Consider the following 20,848-nt stretch of genomic DNA (forward strand, 5'->3'; position numbering starts at 1 on the left):
TATATATATGTTAGTGTTGTAACTCTTCTTCACCGTCTTTTAACGGTATGTTTTGCGGTACAAAATCTACATCATGTCCTGGTTTACTATAATCATATGACCAACGATATACATGTGGTATTTCACCTGGCCAGTTACCATGAATGTGCTCTACAGGTGTAGTCCATTCTAAAGTAGTAGCACGCCATGGGTTTTGTGTTGCTTTCTTTCCGTAGTACATACTAGAAAAGAAATTATATAAATATACTATTTGAACAACACCTCCAATTAATGCAAATATTGTAATAATTACATTTACGTTTGATACATCATCAAACAAAGGGAAATTACTATTAGTGTAATATCTACGTGGTAAACCAGCCATACCTATAAAATGCATTGGGAAAAATACACCATAAGCACAAACAGCTGTAATCCAGAAATGGATATAACCTAAGTTTTTGTTTAACATTCTACCATACATTTTTGGATACCAATGGTAAATACCTGCAAACATTCCATATAAAGCAGATATACCCATTACTAAATGGAAGTGTGCCACTACAAAATATGTATCATGAACGTTAATATCTAAAGCACTATCACCTAAAATAATACCGGTTAAACCACCAGTTATGAAAGTAGAAACAAAACCTATTGAGAATAACATTGCTGGATTCATTTGAAGATTACCCTTCCAAATTGTAGTAATCCAGTTAAATGCTTTTACTGCTGAAGGTATTGCAATTAATAATGTTGTGAATGTGAATACTGAACCTAAGAACGGATTCATACCAGATACGAACATATGGTGACCCCATACTATTGTTGATAAGAATGCGATAGCTAAAATAGAGGCAATCATTGCACGGTAACCAAAAATAGGTTTACGTGAATTGGTTGCCATAATTTCAGATACTAATCCCATTGCTGGTAATATTACAATATACACCTCAGGATGTCCTAAAAACCAAAACAAGTGTTCAAATAATACAGGAGAACCACCTTGATAATGTAAAACTTCACCTTGAATGAAAATATCTGATAAGAAGAATGATGTACCAAAACTTCTATCCATTATTAATAATAAAGCGGCAGATAATAAAACTGGGAATGAAATAATACCTATAATAGCGGTAACAAAAAATGCCCAAATGGTTAAAGGTAATCTTGTCATAGACATTCCTTTGGTTCTTAAGTTAAGCACAGTTACTACATAGTTTAATGAACCTAATAATGAAGAAGCAATAAAAATTGCCATAGATACCAACCATAAAGTCATGCCCGCACCTGATCCTCCTTGAGCCATTGGTAATGCTGATAGCGGAGGATAAATAGTCCAACCTGCAGCTGCTGGTCCTGCTTCAACAAATAATGAAATAACCATTATTATACTTGACACAAAAAATAACCAGTAAGATACCATATTTAGAAAACCTGAAGCCATATCACGTGCTCCAATTTGTAGTGGTATTAATAAATTACTAAAAGTACCACTTAAACCTGCTGTTAGTACAAAAAACACCATTATTGTACCATGTATTGTAACTAAGGCTAAATATATATCGGCATCCATAACACCGTCTGGAGCCCATTTACCTAATAATGCTTCAAACAAAACATTTGGTTGTTCTGGCCATGCTATTTGCATACGGAACAATAATGACATCATTACCCCAATAACACCCATAATAGTACCTGTAACCAAGTATTGTTTAGCAATCATTTTATGATCCATGCTAAATATATACTTTGTTACAAAAGTTTCTTTATGATGATGTCCGTGATCGTCGTGAGCGTGAGTATCTGCGTGTGCTGACATAATCTTATATCGTTTTTTCTTTTTTTATTTTAGTTAATTAGAGAGTTTTTGAATTCTTTTTGCTCTTTTAACCAAGCATTAAATTCTTCTTCAGTTTCAACAACAATTTTCATTTGCATGTTATAGTGAGATTTTCCACAAATTTTATTACAAATAAGTAAGTAATCAAACTCATAGCGATCTAATGGATCTTCACCTTTAGCAACTAAATCTTTGCTCTTTTCAACTCTAATTTCATTTATATTTTTAACCTTATCTTGAATATCTAGCGTTGCACGCATTTCTTCAGTAGTTTTTGAAGGTGTGAAACCAAACTGTGTAATCATACCTGGCACACAGTTCATTTGAGCTCTAAAGTGAGGCATGTATGCCGAATGTAATACATCTTGAGAACGCATTTTAAACAAAACAGGACGACCTTTAGGTAAATGTAATTCAGTTGTTATGATATCATCTTGAGCGTTTGGATCTGCTTCATCTAAACCTAAAATGTTAGCTCTATCTAAATCAATTAAACGTACATTAGCTTTTCCTAATGTATTATCGGCACCAGCATAACGTGCTTTCCAGTTAAACTGTTGTGCATATAACTCAACAACTATTGGATCATCACTTTCATCAACACCCATAATGTTAATCCAAGTATTTAAACCGTAAATTATTAAACCTGCTAACACAATAACAGGAATAATTGTCCAGATAGCTTCCAATTTATTATTGTCTGCAAAAAACAAAGCTTGTTTTCCTTTTTCGCCTTTATATTTAAAAGCAAAGTAGTGTAATAAGAACTGTGTTATTGTTTGAACAAAAAAGATAATTACCAATGATATAACCATTAAGTTGTCAATGGTTGGACCATGCTCTGAAGCTGAATTAGATAGCAAGGGTAAATCTCCCCATTTTATACAGCTAATAATGGTTATTAAATAGATGAATCCTAAGAAACCCATCATTAAATATCCGTTTAAGGTATTATCCTTATCTGTGGCAACCTGTGTATTTTCACTTTTAGCTTGCGCCAAATCGAATATTTTAACCATTTGCCAAATGGCAATTAAAATAAATACTAAAACTATAATTGTTAATAAAGCAGTCATTGGTATTGTTCGTCTTTATTTAATCTTTAATTAATAATGAAATTCTTCGCTTTCTTTTCTAAACGGGTATCTTTTTACTAGTAACGGTGCTTTTGTTAAAGCAGTAAATACTACAAAAATGAATAAGCCAGCGAAAAGTAATATTGAGCTTATTTCAGGAATTCCTACAGACCATCTGTCACCAACTGTTGCTGGCATAATCATATTGAAAACATCAATATAATGCCCTAAAAGAATTACTAAACCTGTTAAAACTACAAACCATGGTACACGTTTGTAATCTGCGCTCATTAGCATTAATATAGGGAATACAAAATTTAAAACAACCATACCTAAGAATGGTAATTTATAATCATTAAATCTGGCAATAAAATATGTTACCTCTTCTGGTATGTTTGAATACCATATTAACATGAATTGAGAGAACCACAAATATGTCCAGAAAATACTTATTGCAAACATAAATTTAGCAACATCATGTAAATGGTTTTCATTTACAAATTCTAAGTATCCTTTAGTTTTTAAGTATAGTGTAATTAATGCAATAGTAGTAATACCACTAACAAACATACTAGCAAAAACATACCAACCAAATAAAGTTGAGAACCAGTGCGGATCTACACTCATAATCCAATCCCAAGACATCATAGACTCTGTGTAAATAAAGAACACTAAGAAACCAGCCGCTATTCTGAAAGATTTTTTATAGTTACTATTATCATCAGCAGTATCTTGAGCTATTGAAAACTTACGTGCAAAATGACGGTAAGCTGCCCAACCTGCAATAAATATAATACCTCTAATAGTAAAACCTGTAAGGTTTAAAAAACCTGTTTTGCCTTGTATTAATTTATCATGAGCCACTACTTCAGGATCCATCCAAATAAATAAGTTGTAATGACCAATGGTACCTGATGCTATAGCAATTAATAATACTATTATGGCCCCTGGTAATACATAAGCTGTAATAGCTTCCATTATTCTAAAAAGCACTGGAGACCATCCTGCTTGCGATGCTATTTGTATTGCATAAAATGCCAATGTTCCTAAAGCTATCATCATAAAGAAAAAAGCAGCTACATATAAAGCAGCCCATGGCCTGTTAGCTATTTGATGCATTACATGCTCAACGTGTTTTTTGTGTTCATCAACATGTGTATCTGCAGCATTGTGTGAGTCATGTCCAGAGCTTGCGTGTGTATTATGAGCGTCTGTTGTGTGATGAGCAGCCTCTTCGGCATGACCACCACCGTGGTGTGCTTCAGCTTCTAATAAATGCTCAACGTCTTCAAAAGATTTATGAGATGACATAAAACCAATTCCTACGCCAACGGCTCCTAAAACCATTAGTATTATAGAAAGTGTCTTTAATTTATTTGAAAATGTGTACATATCTGTATAATCTTATCTTCTTACTTTTCTAAATCTGCTTTTAACTTTAAAACGTATGATACTACTTGCCAACGCTCTTCAGGATTTAACTGATTAGCATATGAACCCATACTGTTTTTTCCGTAGTAAATGGTATGGTAAATACTGCCTTCTGTAATTGCTCTACCAACATCATCATAACTTGGTATACCTAATATTTTTTCACGTTTTACCAAGTTACCTTGTCCATTACCTTTTCCTCCGTGACAAATAGCACAATATATATCATAAAGTTCTTTACCTTTATTTAAGTCTATTTGTGTAGAATCTAATGGGCTTTTTAAAGTTGCCTTAGCTAATTCATAACCTTCGGTAGTGTTATCTATATCAAAAGGAATATAACCACGTGCAATTGTACCTTCAACTGGTAATTGTGCTTCAACACCATTACGAAATGCCGCTTCGCCATAAGTTTCATATCCTTCAGATTCATACATATTTGGCATGAATTGATAGTTAGGAGCTGTATCTTTTTTACATGATACTGCTACTAAAACGATTGCTATTGCTAATATTTTAAATACGCTTTTCATCATAGTACTATATTAATGCGCTTCTTTATCAATTAAATTAATTTCTACAGCTCCAGTTTGCTTAAGTAAGTTTTCTAACTCACTTTCGTTTCCATGTACTGCAATTTCCATTAAAAAATGATCATCTGTAGTTCTAGGATCTGGATTTTCAGCATCTTTAAAAGGCCACATTCTACTTCTTAAATAAAATGTTATTACCATTAAATGCGCTGCAAAAAACACCGTAAGTTCAAACATAATAGGCACAAAAGCTGGCATATTTTCAATGTAGCTAAAGCTAGGTTTACCTCCTATGTTTTGAGGCCAATCTTCAATCATGATAAAGTTCATCATGGTTATAGCCACTGTTAAACCAACTAAGCCATACATAAAAGCTGTTATAGCTATACGTGTTGGAGCTAACCCCATAGCTTTGTCTAAACCGTGTACAGGGAATGGTGTATAAATTTCTTCTATATGATGTTTTTCTGCTTTTACTTTTTTAACAGCAGACATTAGTACATCGTCGTCGTTATAAATAGCGTGAATTACTTTTGAAGCTTCCATATGCTACTTTTAGTTTATTAAATTTTTAGCTTGACCAGACCAATCATCACGCTCTGCTCTTCCTGGGAAAGAACCTGTAATAGAATCTAGTAAATCGTATTCTTTTTTTGTCATTTTACTTACTTGTAAGAATGTGTAAATACCAATGCTATTTAACACTTCTTCCATTTTTGGTCCAATTCCACTAATTTTCTTCAAATCATCAGCAGTTTGTGTATTAGCATCAAAAGCACCAATAGAACCTAGTAAGTTATTAACTCTTTCGTTTTTTTCTTCCTCTGAAATTTCTTTAACATCTTCAACCTCTTCCTTTACTTCATCTACATTACTTGTAACTAATCCTGCTTTTGATGTTCTTTCATCTGCACCAGTACCGCTTAAAGTTTCACCAGATTCTCTTATAGTTTTATACTTGTCACCTGATGATTTTAGTATTGTTTTAACCTCTGCTTGCGCTATAACTGGGAATGTTCTTGAGTATAATAAAAACAACACAAAGAAGAAACCAATTGTACCTATAAAGATACCTATATCAACAAATGTAGGTGAGAACATAGTCCATGATGAAGGTAAATAATCACGGTGTAATGATGTTACTATAATTACAAATCGTTCAAACCACATACCTATGTTTACAACTATAGAAATAATGAAAGAGAACATGATACTTGTTCTTAGTTTTTTGAACCACATAAACTGCGGAGAAAATACGTTACAAGTCATCATAGCCCAATATGCCCACCAGTAAGGACCTGTTGCTCTGTTTAAGAAAGCATATTGCTCATACTCCACACCAGAATACCAAGCTATAAATAACTCAGTAATATATGCCACACCAACAATAGAACCGGTAATCATAATTACTAAGTTCATTAACTCTATGTGTTGTACAGTAATATAATCTTCTAAATTACATACTTTACGCATTATAATTAAAAGTGTGTTTACCATAGCGAAACCAGAGAATACTGCTCCAGCAACAAAGTAAGGTGGAAATATAGTGGTATGCCAACCCGGAATTACCGATGTTGCGAAGTCAAACGATACAATAGTATGTACAGAAAGCACTAAAGGTGTTGCTAAACCAGCAAGTACTAAAGATACTTCTTCAAAACGTTGCCAATCTTTAGCACGACCAGACCAACCAAAACTTAATAATGCATATATTTTCTTTTGGAATGGTTTTATAGCTCTATCACGTAACATAGCAAAATCTGGTAATAAACCAGTCCACCAGAATACTAATGACACTGATAAGTATGTTGAAATTGCGAATACGTCCCAAAGTAATGGCGAGTTAAAATTCACCCATAATGAACCGAATTGATTTGGAATTGGTAATACCCAATACCCTAACCAAGGACGACCCATGTGAATAATTGGGAATAAACCTGCCTGAACTACCGAGAAAATCGTCATTGCCTCTGCAGAACGGTTAATAGCCATTCTCCATTTTTGACGGAATAATAAAAGTACGGCAGAAATAAGAGTTCCTGCGTGACCAATACCTACCCACCAAACAAAGTTTGTAATATCCCAGGCCCAACCTACGGTTTTATTTAAACCCCAAGTTCCAATACCTGTAGATACGGTATACAAAATACATCCAATTCCCCAAAGAAAAGCTGTTAATGATATTCCAAAAACAATCCACCATTGTTTATTTGCTTTTCCTTCAACAGGCTTAGCTACATCCACAGTAACATCGTGGTATGATTTATTGCCTGTAACTAAGGGTCTTCTAATAGGTGCTTCGTAATGAGACGCCATATTTTATTGTTTAATTGTTTATTTTTATTAGAAGTTTATTTGTTTATGAGTTTAGAGGTTTTTGTACTTTAAACGTAGTAAACTTTGTAAACTTTTTTCTTAATTATGCTTCAGTTGTATTTCTCACTTTTGTTTGATAAATAACATTTGGTTTGGTACCAATGTGCTCTAATAAGTGATACATACGGTTATCTTCTTTAAGTTTTGCAACTTTACTTTGCTTATCATTAATATCACCAAAAACCATAGCTCCACTACTACAAGCTGCAGAACATGCTGTTTTAAGTTCACCGTCTTTAATTTTACGTCCGTCACGTTTAGCATCAAGAATTGTTTTTTGTGTCATTTGAATACACATAGAACATTTTTCCATAACACCGCGAGAACGTACAACAACATCAGGGTTTAGTACCATACGTCCTAAATCATCATTCATATGATAATCAAACTCATCATTACTATTGTATAAGAACCAGTTGAAACGACGTACTTTGTAAGGACAGTTGTTTGCACAATATCTTGTACCTACACAACGGTTATACGCCATATGGTTTTGACCTTGACGACCGTGTGATGTTGCTGCTACAGGACAAACTGTTTCACAAGGGGCGTGATTACAATGTTGACACATTACCGGTTGGAAAGCCACTTGCGGATTATCTGCTGGAGATTCCATTTCACCAAATTGGCTTAATGATTCTCCTAAACCAGAAATATTATCTTTCTTTTCGTTATCACCTTCAAAAGAATCTTCTGAAGAATAATATCTATCAATACGTAACCAATGCATATCTCGTGATCTACGCACTTCTTCTTTACCTACAACTGGCACGTTATTTTCTGCATGACATGCAATAACACAAGCACCACAACCCGTACATGCATTTAAATCTATAGACAGGTTAAAATGATGCCCTATTGAACGATCAAATTCTTCCCATAAATCTACATCTGGTGATGTAACAGGTGTTTCTTCGTGATTTAAAGATACTTTTGGTACTTTATTCCAACCATGTTCATGGTCTTCTTTATCGTAAGTATTGAAAATTTCTAATGTTGTTTCTTTAACAATGTCACCACGTCCCATTAACGTGTTATGTAACTGTACACATGCAAATTCATGTTCGCCAGAAGCAGCTTCAACAGTTACGTTTTGTACATTATTAAAGTTTGTGTATAATGCATAAGCATTAACACCGGTCATCATTTCTTCTTTTAAACCTGCAGATCTACCATAACCAAATGATAATCCAACAGATCCTTTTGCTTGACCAGGCTGTATTAAAACAGGTACTTTTACAGTTACACCATTTACAGTTACATTAGCATAACTACCATTTAAAGCTCCAGTAGCAACATGCCTGTTACTTAAACCTAAAGCTTCTGCATCAGCTTTTGAAACCGTTAAATAGTTATCCCAAGATGTTCTTGTAATAGGATCTGGAAACTCTTGTAACCATGGGTTATTGGCTTGTTGACCATCACCCATTCCTGTTTTAGTGTATAATATTAACTCTAAACCTTCAGAGGCTTTTACTGATCTTGCTAAAGCAGACGCTGCATTGCTAGCAGGCGTTTCTGTTTCCTCAGTAGTTTCAGCAGTATTTTCAGTTTCAGTTGTAATAGTTCCAACATAAACACCATCATGTAATGCTTTGTTGAAAGAACCTCCGCCTAAAATACTTGTTCCCCAAGTTTCTTTTATATAATCTACATAAGACAATGTGTTACCTGTCCACTTTAATAAAGCTTCTTGAAACTGTCTTGTACTAAATAAAGGACGAATAGTTGGTTGTGTTAAGGCATAATATCCTTTTTTCAACTCTACATCTCCCCAAGATTCTAAGTAATGAGGTGCTGCTGCTATGTATGTTGATAAACTAGAAGTTTCATCGGCTTTCATTGAAAAGGCTACAGAAAATGTATTTTTCAAACCTTCTGCAAATTCAGCGGCATTAGGTAGTGTGTAAACAGGATTTACACCACTCATAATTAACACACCAACCTTACCAGATTTTAAATCTGAAATCAAAGCAGCTACATCTTTAGCATTACCTTGTCTAGTTTTAATAGGTGTATTTGGTTTAAAAGCTTTACTTGATAAAGCTTCATTTATTTCTAAAACAACAGTTTGAGCATTTACATCTTGAATACCCGAAACTACAACAGCTTTACTTCCTGCTTTTTTAAGTTGAGAAGCTGCTTTTTGAATAGCGTTTTCAACAGATTCTGGTAATTTACTACCAGCATAAGCACTACCAACTACTAAACTGTGTAATTTAGATAACACTAATTTTTGCTGACTTGGTGTTACCGGCACACGTTTATCTGCATTAGCGCCAGACAATGACATATTGGATTCAAATTGAATATGGCGAGACATTTTGCCATGATCTGGAATTCTATTTTTAGAATAACCAGCATCAAAACCGCCTCCTTGCCAATCTCCTAAGAAATCTGCACCAACAGACACTATTGTCATTGCTTTAGAAAAATCGTAATCTGCTAGACCACGTTCTCCATATTTAGCTTGGTAAGCGTCAATAGCAGCCGATTCTGAAACAGCATCATAAACCACATGACGAACATTACCGTATTTTTCTTTAAATTCTGAAATTAATTTGCTTGTAGAAGGGCTCGCATAAGTTTGCGTTAACAACACAACATCTTTACCAGTTTGAGCTGCTTTGTTTAGTTGACTAGCAACTTCAGCATCTAACTCCTCCCAAGTAACATTAGCCTCGCCTTTTTTTGGCCCTTGCACTCTTAAGCTATCATATAAACCTAAAACCGATGCATTAACTCTAGCGTTTGCACTACCATTGGTAGCCGCCATGTTATTGTTTTCAATTTTAATAGGACGACCTTCGCGCGTTTTCACTAAAACACTAGCATAATCAAATCCGTCTGCAATTGTAGTTGCATAATAATTAGCAACACCAGGAATAATTTCTTGTGGTTGCACTACGTAAGGAATTGATTTTTTTACTGGTCCTTCACATGCAGCTAATGAAGCTGCTGCAGTACTAAAACCAACGTATTTTAGAAAATCACGACGAGTAGTTGAACTTGTTTCAAGAGTTTCTTTATCTCCTAAAAACTCATCTACAGGAATTTCTTGTACAAATTCGTTTTGTTTTAGCGTCTCAACAATAGAACTATTCTCGTTTAGCTCTTCAACACTTTTCCAGTATTTCTTGTTTGATGACATATGATATAATTGAATTACTTCTTTTTAATTATTTATAATTTTCCGTTTGAAAGGAAAAGAAAATCACATTTTTAATAGTGACATTTACCACATTCCAGTCCGCCCATTTGAGCAACTGTTAATTTCTCAACACCGTACTTTTTAGATAATTCAGCGTGAATTTTCTCATAGTACCCATTATCTTCTACCTTCACATTAGTTTTTCTGTGACAATCTATACACCAACCCATAGTTAATGGCGCGTGTTGATATAACACTTCCATTTCCTGAACAGGACCGTGACATGTTTGACACTCTTGCCCGCCAACAGTTACGTGTTGTGAGTGATTAAAGTACACGAAATCTGGTAAATTATGTATTCTAACCCATTTCACAGGCTTAGATTCTCCAGTATATTTTTGATCAGCATCACTCCAACCAACAGCCTCATAAAGCTTTTGGATTTCACCATCATAAAACTCTTTTGAATGCTCTGGAGTTATTTCTCCATTGTATTCAGAAACATTTTTATGACAATTCATACATATATTTAACGAAGGAATACCTGAATGCTTACTAACTCTAGCAGAAGAGTGACAATATTTACAATCTATACCGTTATCACCAGCATGTATTTTGTGCGAAAAGTGAATTGGCTGAACAGGTTGATAACCTTGATCTATACCTACCTGCATTAAATACCCATAAGCAAAATAAGCACTTGCAAGCAAAAAGAATATTGCTGTAACTAACATTAAAAACTGATTCTCAACAAAAGCTTTCCAAAGTGGTTTTCTTTTAGTTGCCTCAGGTAAATCTATGTTTTGAGCCGCTGCAAATCTGCGTAATGTTTTATTCACTAAAAACAAGCCTGCTGCTAACAACACAAACAAGATTGCTAAGGCACCTAGAATAATTTCGTTAGAAATACCACCAGATTGAGCCGCTGCTTGCGCACCCGCAACCGCACCAGCAGCAACTGCCGCTGGAGGCGCCGCTTTTTCTTGAGCCGTATATGCTAAAATATTATTTAAATCGTCATCAGATAATTGTGGAAAAGCCGTCATTGCTGCACCACCAAAATCATTATACACTTTGTTCGCGTAGGCATCGCCAGACTTAATAACACTTGAACTGTTTCTTATCCATGCATAAATCCAATCCCTATCTAAACCTTGCTCATCAGCTAAACGCTGTTCTACATGGCGCAGTGCCGGACCCGTCATTTTCTTATCTAAATGATGACAAGCCGCACAGTTGGTATTAAACAATGATTTTCCTTTTGCTGGATCTCCTTCTTGAGCAGAGAGCGAGGTTGTAAACGCTAATAAAATAATTAAGCCTATACGAAGTAAGTTGCTGCCTAATTTACGGTGAATCACCTGTTTCATATTATTGGTTAAATTAACTTCTAATCTTTGGTATGATTTTTTCATTGAAACATGACAAATATCATACTTATAAAATCTCAGGCAAAAGTAACATATAAAGTCGATTTTAGAAATGTTACAGAGTTGTTAATTGTTAATTTAGAGAGATTCTAAATAAATAAAACAGCTATTTTTTGATTTTATAACGTATACATTTGTATAAATAATTAAATATGAAAAAATTGAGCTTGAAATTTAAAATTTTGGTTGGTGTGTGTATTTTAACTTTTTCGGTTAAAAATTATGCCCAACAAGGTAATGTAAGTATTAATCAAGATAAAAATATAGATGTTTTATTGAACACAAAGAAAGAACTTAACAAGAATGAAGATAGTTCTGATAGGTATAAAATTCAAATATATAACGGTAACAGACCCGGTGCTTATGCTGCGCAAAAAGAATTTCATGAGACATTTGCCAACTGGAGCTCTAGAATAGTTTACGAATCGCCTAACTTTAAAATTTGGGCTGGTAATTTTAGAACTCGTTTAGAAGCTGATAAAGCCTTAAAACGCATTAAAAACAAGTTTGCAAATGCTTTTATTTTTAAGCCTAAAAAAGATTAAAAATTAAATTATTTAAAACCATATAAAAAAAGCGAACCGATTGGTTCGCTTTTTTGTTTATGCTGATTCTTAATTTCTTAAGAAAATATTTTAAATAATTATTTCAAGGTTTTCTTAACGGCTACTTCTTGGAATGCTTCAATTATATCACCTTCTTTAATATCATTATAGTTTTTAATTTGCATACCACAATCATATCCTTTAGAAACCTCTTTAACATCGTCTTTAAAACGTTTTAGTGTGGCTAATTCTCCGGTGAATATTACAACGCCTTCTCTAATTAATCTTACACCCGAGCTACGATAAATTTTACCATTTGTTACCATACAACCTGCAATCGTTCCAATTTTAGAAATTTTAAACGTTTGTCTAATTTCAGCAGTACCAGTAATTTCTTCTTTAAATTCTGGAGATAACATACCTTCCATTGCATCTTTAAGATCATTAATAGCATCATAGATGATTGAATACGTTCTGATATCTATTTCTTCTTTATCGGCTACCTGTCGTGCATTACCCATTGGCCTAACATTAAAACCAATAATAATTGCATCGGATGCTGAAGCTAATAACACATCACTTTCGGTAATGGCACCCACACCTTTATGTAAGATATTAACCTGAATTTCTTCAGTTGATAGTTTTTGGAACGAATCTGTTAACGCCTCAACTGAACCGTCTACATCACCTTTTAATATAATGTTAAGCTCTTTGAAGTCTCCAAGTGCAATACGTCTTCCAATTTCGTCAAGGGTAATATGACGTTGTGTTCTAACAGACTGCTCACGTTGTAACTGTGATCTTTTTGTTGCTATTTGTTTAGCTTCACGTTCATCTTCAAATACGTTAAACTTATCACCTGCTTGTGGCGCTCCATCTAAACCTAAAATTGACACTGGTGTAGAAGGACCTGCTTCAACAACATCATGTCCACGCTCATCATGCATAGCTTTAACTTTTCCGCTATGTTGACCCGCCAATACATAATCTCCAACTCTAAGTGTTCCGGCTTGTACTAATATGGTAGACACATAACCGCGACCTTTATCTAAAAATGCTTCAACCACAGTACCTAATGCAGGTTTTTCTGGGTTGGCTTTAAGTTCTAATAACTCAGCTTCTAGAAGTACTTTTTCTAAAAGTTCATTAACACCTGTACCTTGTTTTGCTGAAATATCGTGTGATTGTACTTTACCACCCCAATCTTCAACTAATAAATTCATATTAGCTAAACCTTCTTTAATTTTATCTGGGTTAGCTTCTGGTCTATCAATTTTATTAATAGCAAAAACAATTGGTACGCCCGCTGCTTGTGCATGCGAAATGGCTTCTTTTGTTTGCGGCATGATATCATCATCTGCTGCAATTACAATAATTGCAATATCTGTAACTTGTGCACCACGCGCACGCATTGCTGTAAAGGCCTCGTGCCCTGGTGTATCTAAAAACGCCATTTTTTGTCCGTCTTCTAACTCTACACCGTAAGCACCAATATGCTGGGTGATACCACCAGATTCACCTGCAATTACATTTTCTTTTCTTATGTAATCTAATAACGATGTTTTACCATGATCTACGTGACCCATAACGGTTACAATAGGTGCTCTTGGTAATAAATCTTCAGGTTTATCTTCTACTTCTTCAATTGATTCTTCAATATCGGCAGTTACAAACTCTACTTGATAACCAAACTCTTCAGCAACAATAGACAGTGTTTCAGCATCTAAACGCTGATTCATGGTTACCATCATACCTAAAGACATACATGCTGAAATAATTTGAGTAACACTCACATCCATCATGGTTGCTACTTCACTTGCAGTTACAAACTCAGTAACTTTAAGTATTTTACTTTCTGCTGCTTCAGCTTGTAATTCTTTTTCGGTTTGATCTCTATGTTGCTCTCTTTTTTCTCTACGATATTTAGCACCTTTACCTTTAGTGCTTTTACCTTGAAGTTTTTCTAGCGTTTCTCTTACTTGACGTTTTACATCTTCTTCACTAGGCTCTTCTTTAACAACATTGCGTCTTCCTGCGCCTTGTTTTCCTTTGAAACGATCGTTTCTATTTTGGCCGCCACGGTTATTACCACCTTGGTTAGGGCCACCACCAACTTTACTTATTCTGCGACGTTTTCTTTTTGAAGCATCGCCTGTTTTATTTTTATCGTCGGTTTTTTTATCTTCTTTCTTCTTTTTAGGTCTATTAAATTGCGATAAATCTATTTTGTCTCCCGCAATTTTTGGACCTGAAAGTTTTTGGTATTTTGTTTCAACCTTTTGTTCTCCTAACACTGGAGTTTCCTGCTCTTTTTTTGCTTCAGGTTTATTTTTAGGCGCTTCTTTTTTTACCGTTGGTTGTGGATTAACATCTATTTTTCTAGGTGCCTGTGTTTGTTTAGGCGCTTCTTTTTTAGGTGTTTCCTTTTTTGGTGTTTCAACTACTGGCTTTGGTGTTGGAGGCGGCGTTGGTTTTGGCTTTTCTTCAACCGGCTTTGATGCCTGTGGTTGTTTAGGCGCTTCCTCTTTTACAGGCTCCTCTTTTTTAGGTTCTGCTTTTTTAGAAGATAAATCTATTTTACCAACTGTTTTTGGACCAGTAATTGAACCTGTGGCTTTAACAACTTCGTCTTTTTTAGCAACTTCTTTTTGTTTTGCTTCAAGTTCACGCTCACGTTGTTCTCTCAATTGGTCTTTCTCTTTTTGTTTAGCTTCACTAACTTCTTTTGATGCTACTTTTTTACTAGCATCTGTTTGAAATTCGTTTGAAAGAATTGTGTAAACTTCTTGTGAAATTTTTGTAGTTGGGCGCTTATCAATCTCAATGCCTTTAGAATCTAAAAATTCAACAGCACGATCAAGAGAGATATTAAGCTCGCGTAATACTTTATTTAATCTAATTGTTTCAGCCATAAATTGCCTTTAAAATACTCAAATATATGTCATATCCACTTTCAACCCTAATTTTAAGCTAATTGCTTTGAATTTGTTGCTTAAAATAATAATTAAAATGATATTATTCTTCAAATTCTTCTCTTAGAATTTTAATAACTTCTGTTATTGTTTCTTCTTCTAAATCGGTTCTTCTTACTAATTCGCTTACTTGTAATTCAAGTACACTTTTAGCTGTATCTAAACCTGCTTTGTTAAATTCTTCAATAATCCAGCCTTCAATTTCATCTGAGAATTCGCTTAATTCAACATCTTCCTCAGCGCCTTCTCTAAACACATCAATTTCATAACCAGTTAATTGCCCTGCTAAACGGATGTTATGCCCACCTCTACCAATGGCTTTACTTACTTCTTCTGGTTTTAAAATTACTTCAGCGCGTTTAGTTTCTTCATCAATTTTTATTGATGTTACTCTTGCTGGACTTAATGCTCTTGTAATGAATAATTGTGTGTTATTTGTAAAGTTAATAACATCAATATTTTCATTACCCAATTCACGTACTATGCCGTGAATTCTTGATCCTTTCATACCTACACAGGCTCCTACAGGATCTATTCTATCATCATAAGAATCTACGGCTACTTTTGCTTTTTCACCTGGAATTCTTACTACGTTTTTAATAGTTATTAGGCCATCAAAAACTTCTGGTATTTCTTGTTCAAATAATTTTTCTAAAAACACTGGAGAGCTTCTAGACATTAATATTGTTGGTTTTGAACCCTTTAGCTCTACACTATCAATTACACCTCTAACATTATCGCCTTTTCTAAAGAAATCTGAAGGTATTTGTTTGTCTTTTGGTAATACAATTTCATTACCTTCATCATCTAATAATATAACTGCTCTGTGGCGTATGTGATGTACTTCGGCAGTGTAAATTTCTCCAACTAAATCTTTAAATTGTTTGTAGATTATAGTATTGTCATGCTCATGAATTTTAGAAATCAAGTTTTGGCGTAATGCTAAAATGGCTCTTCTTCCTAAATCTATAAGTTTTACTTCTTCTGATACGTCTTCACCTACTTCAAAATCTGGCTCAATTTTTCTTGCTTCAGATAGTGATATTTCTTGGTTTTCGTCTTCTACTTCACCATCGGCAACCACTATACGGTTTCTCCAAATTTCTAAATCTCCTTTATCTGGGTTTACAATTATATCGAAGTTATCATCATCACCATACTTCTTTTTTAAAGCACTTCTAAATACTTCTTCTAAAATGGCCATTAACGTTACTCTGTCAATTAGCTTATCGTCTTTGAATTCTGAAAAAGATTCAATTAAAGCGACATTTTCCATAACTCTCTACTGAATTAAAATTTAATCATAACTTTTGCTTCTACAATATCTTTGTAAGCGACATTCGCTTGTTTTGTTACAGTTACTTTGCCTTTACCTATAGGTTTTGGCTCTCTAACTTTCCATTGTAAAGTAATGGTTTCATCTGTAACTTCAGAAAGTACACCTTCAAAAGTTTCAGCTGCTGTTTTTACTTTTAGGGTTCTATTTTTATTTTTTTTATACTGACGCTGTTTTACTAATGGTGCTGTTGCACCAGCAGACATAACATCTAGCGAAAAATCTTCTTCTTCTCTATCTAAATTATGTTCAATGGCTCTGCTTATGTAAATACAATCATCTACCACAACACCGTTATCACCATCAATAATAACTTTTATTTGGTTGTCTCCTTGTATTGAAAAATCTATTAAAAACAAGTCTTCTCGTTCTTCAAGGGCTTTTTCAAGTAAATTTTCAACTGTACTTTTAAACATTTTTAGTATAAAAAGAGGGGACTTTCCGTCCCCTCATTGTTAATTTTGCCTTACAACGCTGCAAATATATAATTTTTAATTAAGAATGCCTAATAAATGGCTTTTCAATGTGTTTTTGTGTCAATTGTAAGATTTACAAACATTCTTTTTTTAGCAACAACAACGCCGCTAGACATTGTAAATAAAAAAAGCCCCTACTTAAAAAAGTAAGGACTTAGTCAATTTTTGTTGGCCTACTAGGGCTCGAACCTAGACTCTTCTGGACCAAAACCAGACGTGTTGCCAGTTACACCATAGGCCAATTGTGTAATTGAGGGTGCAAATTTAGTACAAAGTTTTATTTGCACAAATATTTTTTGAAAAAAATATTATTTTATACTTAAGGTTTACTTAAAAAAGTTTGAAGTACGGCATTTATTACTAAATTCGCCAAAGCAATCAAATATTGAATTTTATGACCATTCAGACCTTTAAAAAATGGAATACGCTTTTGGGCTGGTTCTCTTTTTTAGTTGCCCTTGTTACTTATAGCTTAACTGTTGAACCTACTGTTAGTTTTTGGGATGCAGGTGAATACATTTTAACCTCTTCAAAACTGCAGGTTGGGCACCCACCTGGAGCACCGCTATTTCAAATGTTTGGTGCATTTTTCTCAATATTTACTCTTGAACCATCACAAATTGGTTGGATGATGAATATGATGAGTGCTGTTTCTAGTGCTTTTACCATTTTGTTTATGTTCTGGACTATTACCTTGCTATTAAAAAAATTAGTTGGTACTACTGAAGATAATCAACCAAAAGCACTTGCTATTTTAGGCAGCGCACTTGTTGGTAGTTTAGCCTTTAGCTTTACAGATTCCTTTTGGTTTAACGCTGTTGAAACCGAAGTTTACGCCATGGCAACTTTAATAATGTCGGTTTTATTCTGGTTAGGTTTACGTTGGGAACAAGACATGAACACACCGCGTGGTAACCGTTGGCTTATTTTAATTGCTTTTATTATTGGTTTATCTTTTGGTGTTCACTTTATGGGGCTTTTAACCGTTCCCGCCATTGGTCTAGTATACTTTTTTAAAAACTACAAAACAGTTACTATTAAAAATTTTATTATAGCAAACATAGCATCGGTTGCTGTGTTATTATTTGTTTTTAAATTTTTAGCACCTAACATTTTAAAGGTATTTAGTGCTTCAGAAATATTTTTTGTAAACACCGTTGGTTTACCCTTTAATTCTGGTTCTATTATAGCTGGTATTGCTTTAATAGCTATTATTTTTTATGCTATAAAATATACACGCCAAAAAAACTATGTGCACCTAAACACAGCTATTCTTTGCTTAACTTTTGTTATTATTGGCTTTTCAACATGGCTAATGCTACCAATTAGAGCCAATGCCAATGTGGTAATTAATGAAAACAACCCTTCTAGTGCTCGCGAGCTTTTAGCATATTACAACTTAGAGCAATACCCTGAAACACACTTGTTTTATGGCCCTCAGTTTACCGATATGTATGCCGCTTTAGATGAAAATAACCCTTACAAAGACGATAAGCCTAAATACGAAAAAGACGAACAAAAAGGCAAATATGTAGTTGTAAACGATTATAAAAATGCTCGCCAAAACTACAACTCTAAACATGCCTCATTTTTACCAAGAATGTGGAGTAGCGAGCATGCCGAAAACTACATGATGTTTTCTGGATTTTTAGATTTTAAACTAAAACCAGAATACCAAATGGATAACGATTTACGAAACCTTGTAAATAATTTTAAAAAAGAAGTAGCCCAAGGTAATGTAGATTATGAAGATTATAACAACTTTTTAAAACGCTATGCCGTTAATTATTTTGATGTTGAAAAACCATCATTAGGCGATAACTTAAGATATTTGCTTGAATACCAATTAGGCTACATGTATTGGCGCTATTTTATGTGGAATTTCACAGGAAGACAAGATGATATTCAAGGCCGTTATGACAATCATGGTAATTGGCTTAGTGGCATAAAACCTCTTGATAATTGGCATATTGGTTATCCGCAAGAAAATTTACCTTCTGATGTAAAAAATAACAAAGCCCGAAACACTTATTACTTACTGCCTTTAATTCTAGGTATTATTGGGTTCTTCTTTCTGTTTAATAAAGACAAGAAATTGTTTTGGGTTATGTTAGTGTTTTTCTTGTTTACAGGTATTGCCATACAAGTTTACACCAATGTGCGCCCTTTTGAGCCTAGAGAACGAGACTACTCTGTAGTTGGCTCATTTTATGTTTTTGCGCTTTGGATAGGTTTTGGTGTATACGCCATTTATGATGTACTTAAAACATACATTCCTAAAAAACTTGCTGCGCCAATTATAACCGTAATTTGCTTAATTCTTGTACCAGGTATTTTGGCTGCCAACAACTGGGATGATCATGACAGATCTGATAAATACACAGCACAAGCCATGGCTAGAAAATATTTAGATTCATGTGCTGAAAACGCCATTTTATTCACCATTGGAGATAATGATACTTTTGCACTTTGGTATGCACAAGAAATTGAAGGCTACAGAACCGATGTACGCATTGTTAACACCAGTTTGTTTCAAACAGATTGGTACATAGACCAAATGAAACGTAAAGCTTATGAAAGTGACCCTGTACCATCACAACTAACGCATAAAGATTACAGACATGGCACTAATGATTATGTTAGAATTGCACCAATTTCTAACGATACCATTCAAATAAAAGAAGCTTTAAACTTTATTACCAGTGATAACCCTAAAACCAGATTTAAGTTTTATTTAGAACAATTTACTGAAACTGATGTTAGAGCGTATCCATCGCAAGAATTAAACGCCAGATACATTCCTACCAAATTTTTAAGATTACCAGTTAATAAAGAAAACGCTATTAAACACGGTATTGTAAAACCTAAAGATGCCGATAAGATTGTACCACACATTGATATTGAAATTGGTAGCGGCGCTCTTTACAAAAACCGTTTATTAATGCTTGATATTGTTGCTAATAACAACTGGAAACGCCCAATTTATTTTACCGGTGGAAGTTTTGGTGACGATGATTATATTTGGATGAAAGACTACCTGCAGTTAGATGGCATGTGCTACAAATTAGTACCTATTAAAACAGAAGTAGATAGAGCAAACCCTTTTGACATGGGACGTGTGGATGCCGATTTAATGTATGAAAAGGTAAAAAAATGGGATTGGGGCAATAGCGGTAGCCCAGACATTTATCACGATACTGAAACCAGAAAAAACTCCATTACTTACAGAGGTAATTTAGCCCGATTAATTGAGCAACTTATTAACGAAGGAAAACTAGAAAAAGCCGAAGAAATAGCAGACATTGCCATGACAAACATGCCTGTTAATTACTTTGGGTATTACACCCTTTTAGAGCCTTATATTGGTGCTTATTATGAAGTTGGCAACAAAGAAAAAGCACAACAACTTTTTAAAGATGTTGCTGTTAAATACCAAGAAAACTTAAAATATTACAGCAGCTTGTCATTACAAAATCAAGAGCGTTTGTTTGAAGATATTTATACTGATATACAACGTTACAAAGCCTTAATTGATGTTTTGATTAGGCATGATATTGAGTTTGCAAATACCGAAGGTGATGTATTTAATGATTATTTAAGATTATTTAAATATTTTACTGGTGAAGAAGAAGTTGCTCCAGCAACTAATAATGATTTAGCTCCTACAACAGATAGTATTGAAGCCACAGAAAATTAAGGT

General features: G+C 34.1%; 13 protein-coding genes and 1 tRNA gene. 2 read left to right on the forward strand and 12 right to left on the reverse strand.

Going from position 1 to position 20,848, the window contains the following annotated elements:
• Window positions 1-10: 10 nt before the first annotated feature.
• The 8 genes from ACXAG4_RS03775 to ACXAG4_RS03810 all read right to left on the reverse strand — a co-directional run bounded on the left by ACXAG4_RS03775 (window position 11) and on the right by ACXAG4_RS03810 (window position 11,759).
• Complete coding sequence (locus ACXAG4_RS03775; protein ID WP_475294739.1) at window positions 11-1,801, reverse strand: cytochrome c oxidase subunit I; 1,791 nt, start codon at window positions 1,799-1,801, stop codon at window positions 11-13.
• Window positions 1,802-1,830: 29 nt separating this feature from the next.
• Window positions 1,831-2,898: a cytochrome c oxidase subunit II gene (locus ACXAG4_RS03780; protein ID WP_475294740.1), complete on the reverse strand. Its 1,068-nt coding sequence runs from the start codon at window positions 2,896-2,898 to the stop codon at window positions 1,831-1,833.
• Window positions 2,899-2,928: 30 nt separating this feature from the next.
• Window positions 2,929-4,290, reverse strand: coding sequence for a quinol:cytochrome C oxidoreductase (locus ACXAG4_RS03785; protein ID WP_475294741.1), 1,362 nt, complete (start codon window positions 4,288-4,290; stop codon window positions 2,929-2,931).
• A 20-nt stretch (window positions 4,291-4,310) separates the two neighbouring features.
• Window positions 4,311-4,862: a c-type cytochrome gene (locus ACXAG4_RS03790; RefSeq protein WP_475295239.1), complete on the reverse strand. Its 552-nt coding sequence runs from the start codon at window positions 4,860-4,862 to the stop codon at window positions 4,311-4,313.
• Window positions 4,863-4,874: 12 nt separating this feature from the next.
• A complete protein-coding gene (locus tag ACXAG4_RS03795; RefSeq protein ID WP_475294742.1) occupies window positions 4,875-5,408 on the reverse strand; it encodes a DUF3341 domain-containing protein in 534 nt (177 codons plus the stop codon).
• A gap of 9 nt (window positions 5,409-5,417) precedes the next feature.
• On the reverse strand, window positions 5,418-7,178 hold the full coding sequence (nrfD, locus tag ACXAG4_RS03800; protein WP_475294743.1) for an NrfD/PsrC family molybdoenzyme membrane anchor subunit: 1,761 nt from the start codon (window positions 7,176-7,178) through the stop codon (window positions 5,418-5,420).
• A gap of 103 nt (window positions 7,179-7,281) precedes the next feature.
• On the reverse strand, window positions 7,282-10,389 hold the full coding sequence (locus tag ACXAG4_RS03805; protein WP_475294744.1) for a TAT-variant-translocated molybdopterin oxidoreductase: 3,108 nt from the start codon (window positions 10,387-10,389) through the stop codon (window positions 7,282-7,284).
• A 71-nt stretch (window positions 10,390-10,460) separates the two neighbouring features.
• On the reverse strand, window positions 10,461-11,759 hold the full coding sequence (locus ACXAG4_RS03810) for a cytochrome c3 family protein (RefSeq protein WP_475295240.1): 1,299 nt from the start codon (window positions 11,757-11,759) through the stop codon (window positions 10,461-10,463).
• A 227-nt stretch (window positions 11,760-11,986) separates the two neighbouring features.
• Between ACXAG4_RS03810 and ACXAG4_RS03815 the strand changes: the two genes are divergently transcribed.
• The gene (locus tag ACXAG4_RS03815; protein ID WP_475294745.1) at window positions 11,987-12,364 is read left to right on the forward strand and encodes an SPOR domain-containing protein; all 378 of its coding nucleotides are present in this window, start codon (window positions 11,987-11,989) and stop codon (window positions 12,362-12,364) included.
• Window positions 12,365-12,462: 98 nt separating this feature from the next.
• Here the strand turns inward: ACXAG4_RS03815 and infB are convergent, their stop codons facing one another.
• The 4 genes from infB to ACXAG4_RS03835 form a co-directional block, all read right to left on the reverse strand.
• Window positions 12,463-15,276, reverse strand: a complete 2,814-nt coding sequence (infB, locus tag ACXAG4_RS03820) for a translation initiation factor IF-2 (protein ID WP_475294746.1) — start codon at window positions 15,274-15,276, stop codon at window positions 12,463-12,465.
• A gap of 103 nt (window positions 15,277-15,379) precedes the next feature.
• Window positions 15,380-16,612: a transcription termination factor NusA gene (nusA, locus tag ACXAG4_RS03825; protein WP_475294747.1), complete on the reverse strand. Its 1,233-nt coding sequence runs from the start codon at window positions 16,610-16,612 to the stop codon at window positions 15,380-15,382.
• A 14-nt stretch (window positions 16,613-16,626) separates the two neighbouring features.
• Window positions 16,627-17,088 (reverse strand): ribosome assembly cofactor RimP, encoded by a 462-nt coding sequence (gene rimP, locus ACXAG4_RS03830; protein ID WP_475294748.1) that lies wholly within the window; start codon window positions 17,086-17,088, stop codon window positions 16,627-16,629.
• Between the two features lie 228 nt (window positions 17,089-17,316).
• Window positions 17,317-17,389 (reverse strand) — tRNA-Gln (locus tag ACXAG4_RS03835).
• A gap of 153 nt (window positions 17,390-17,542) precedes the next feature.
• Between ACXAG4_RS03835 and ACXAG4_RS03840 the strand changes: the two genes are divergently transcribed.
• On the forward strand, window positions 17,543-20,845 hold the full coding sequence (locus ACXAG4_RS03840; RefSeq protein WP_475294749.1) for a protein O-mannosyl-transferase family: 3,303 nt from the start codon (window positions 17,543-17,545) through the stop codon (window positions 20,843-20,845).
• Window positions 20,846-20,848: the final 3 nt, after the last annotated feature.

Source organism: Seonamhaeicola sp. ABD4_175, assembly GCF_056160885.1.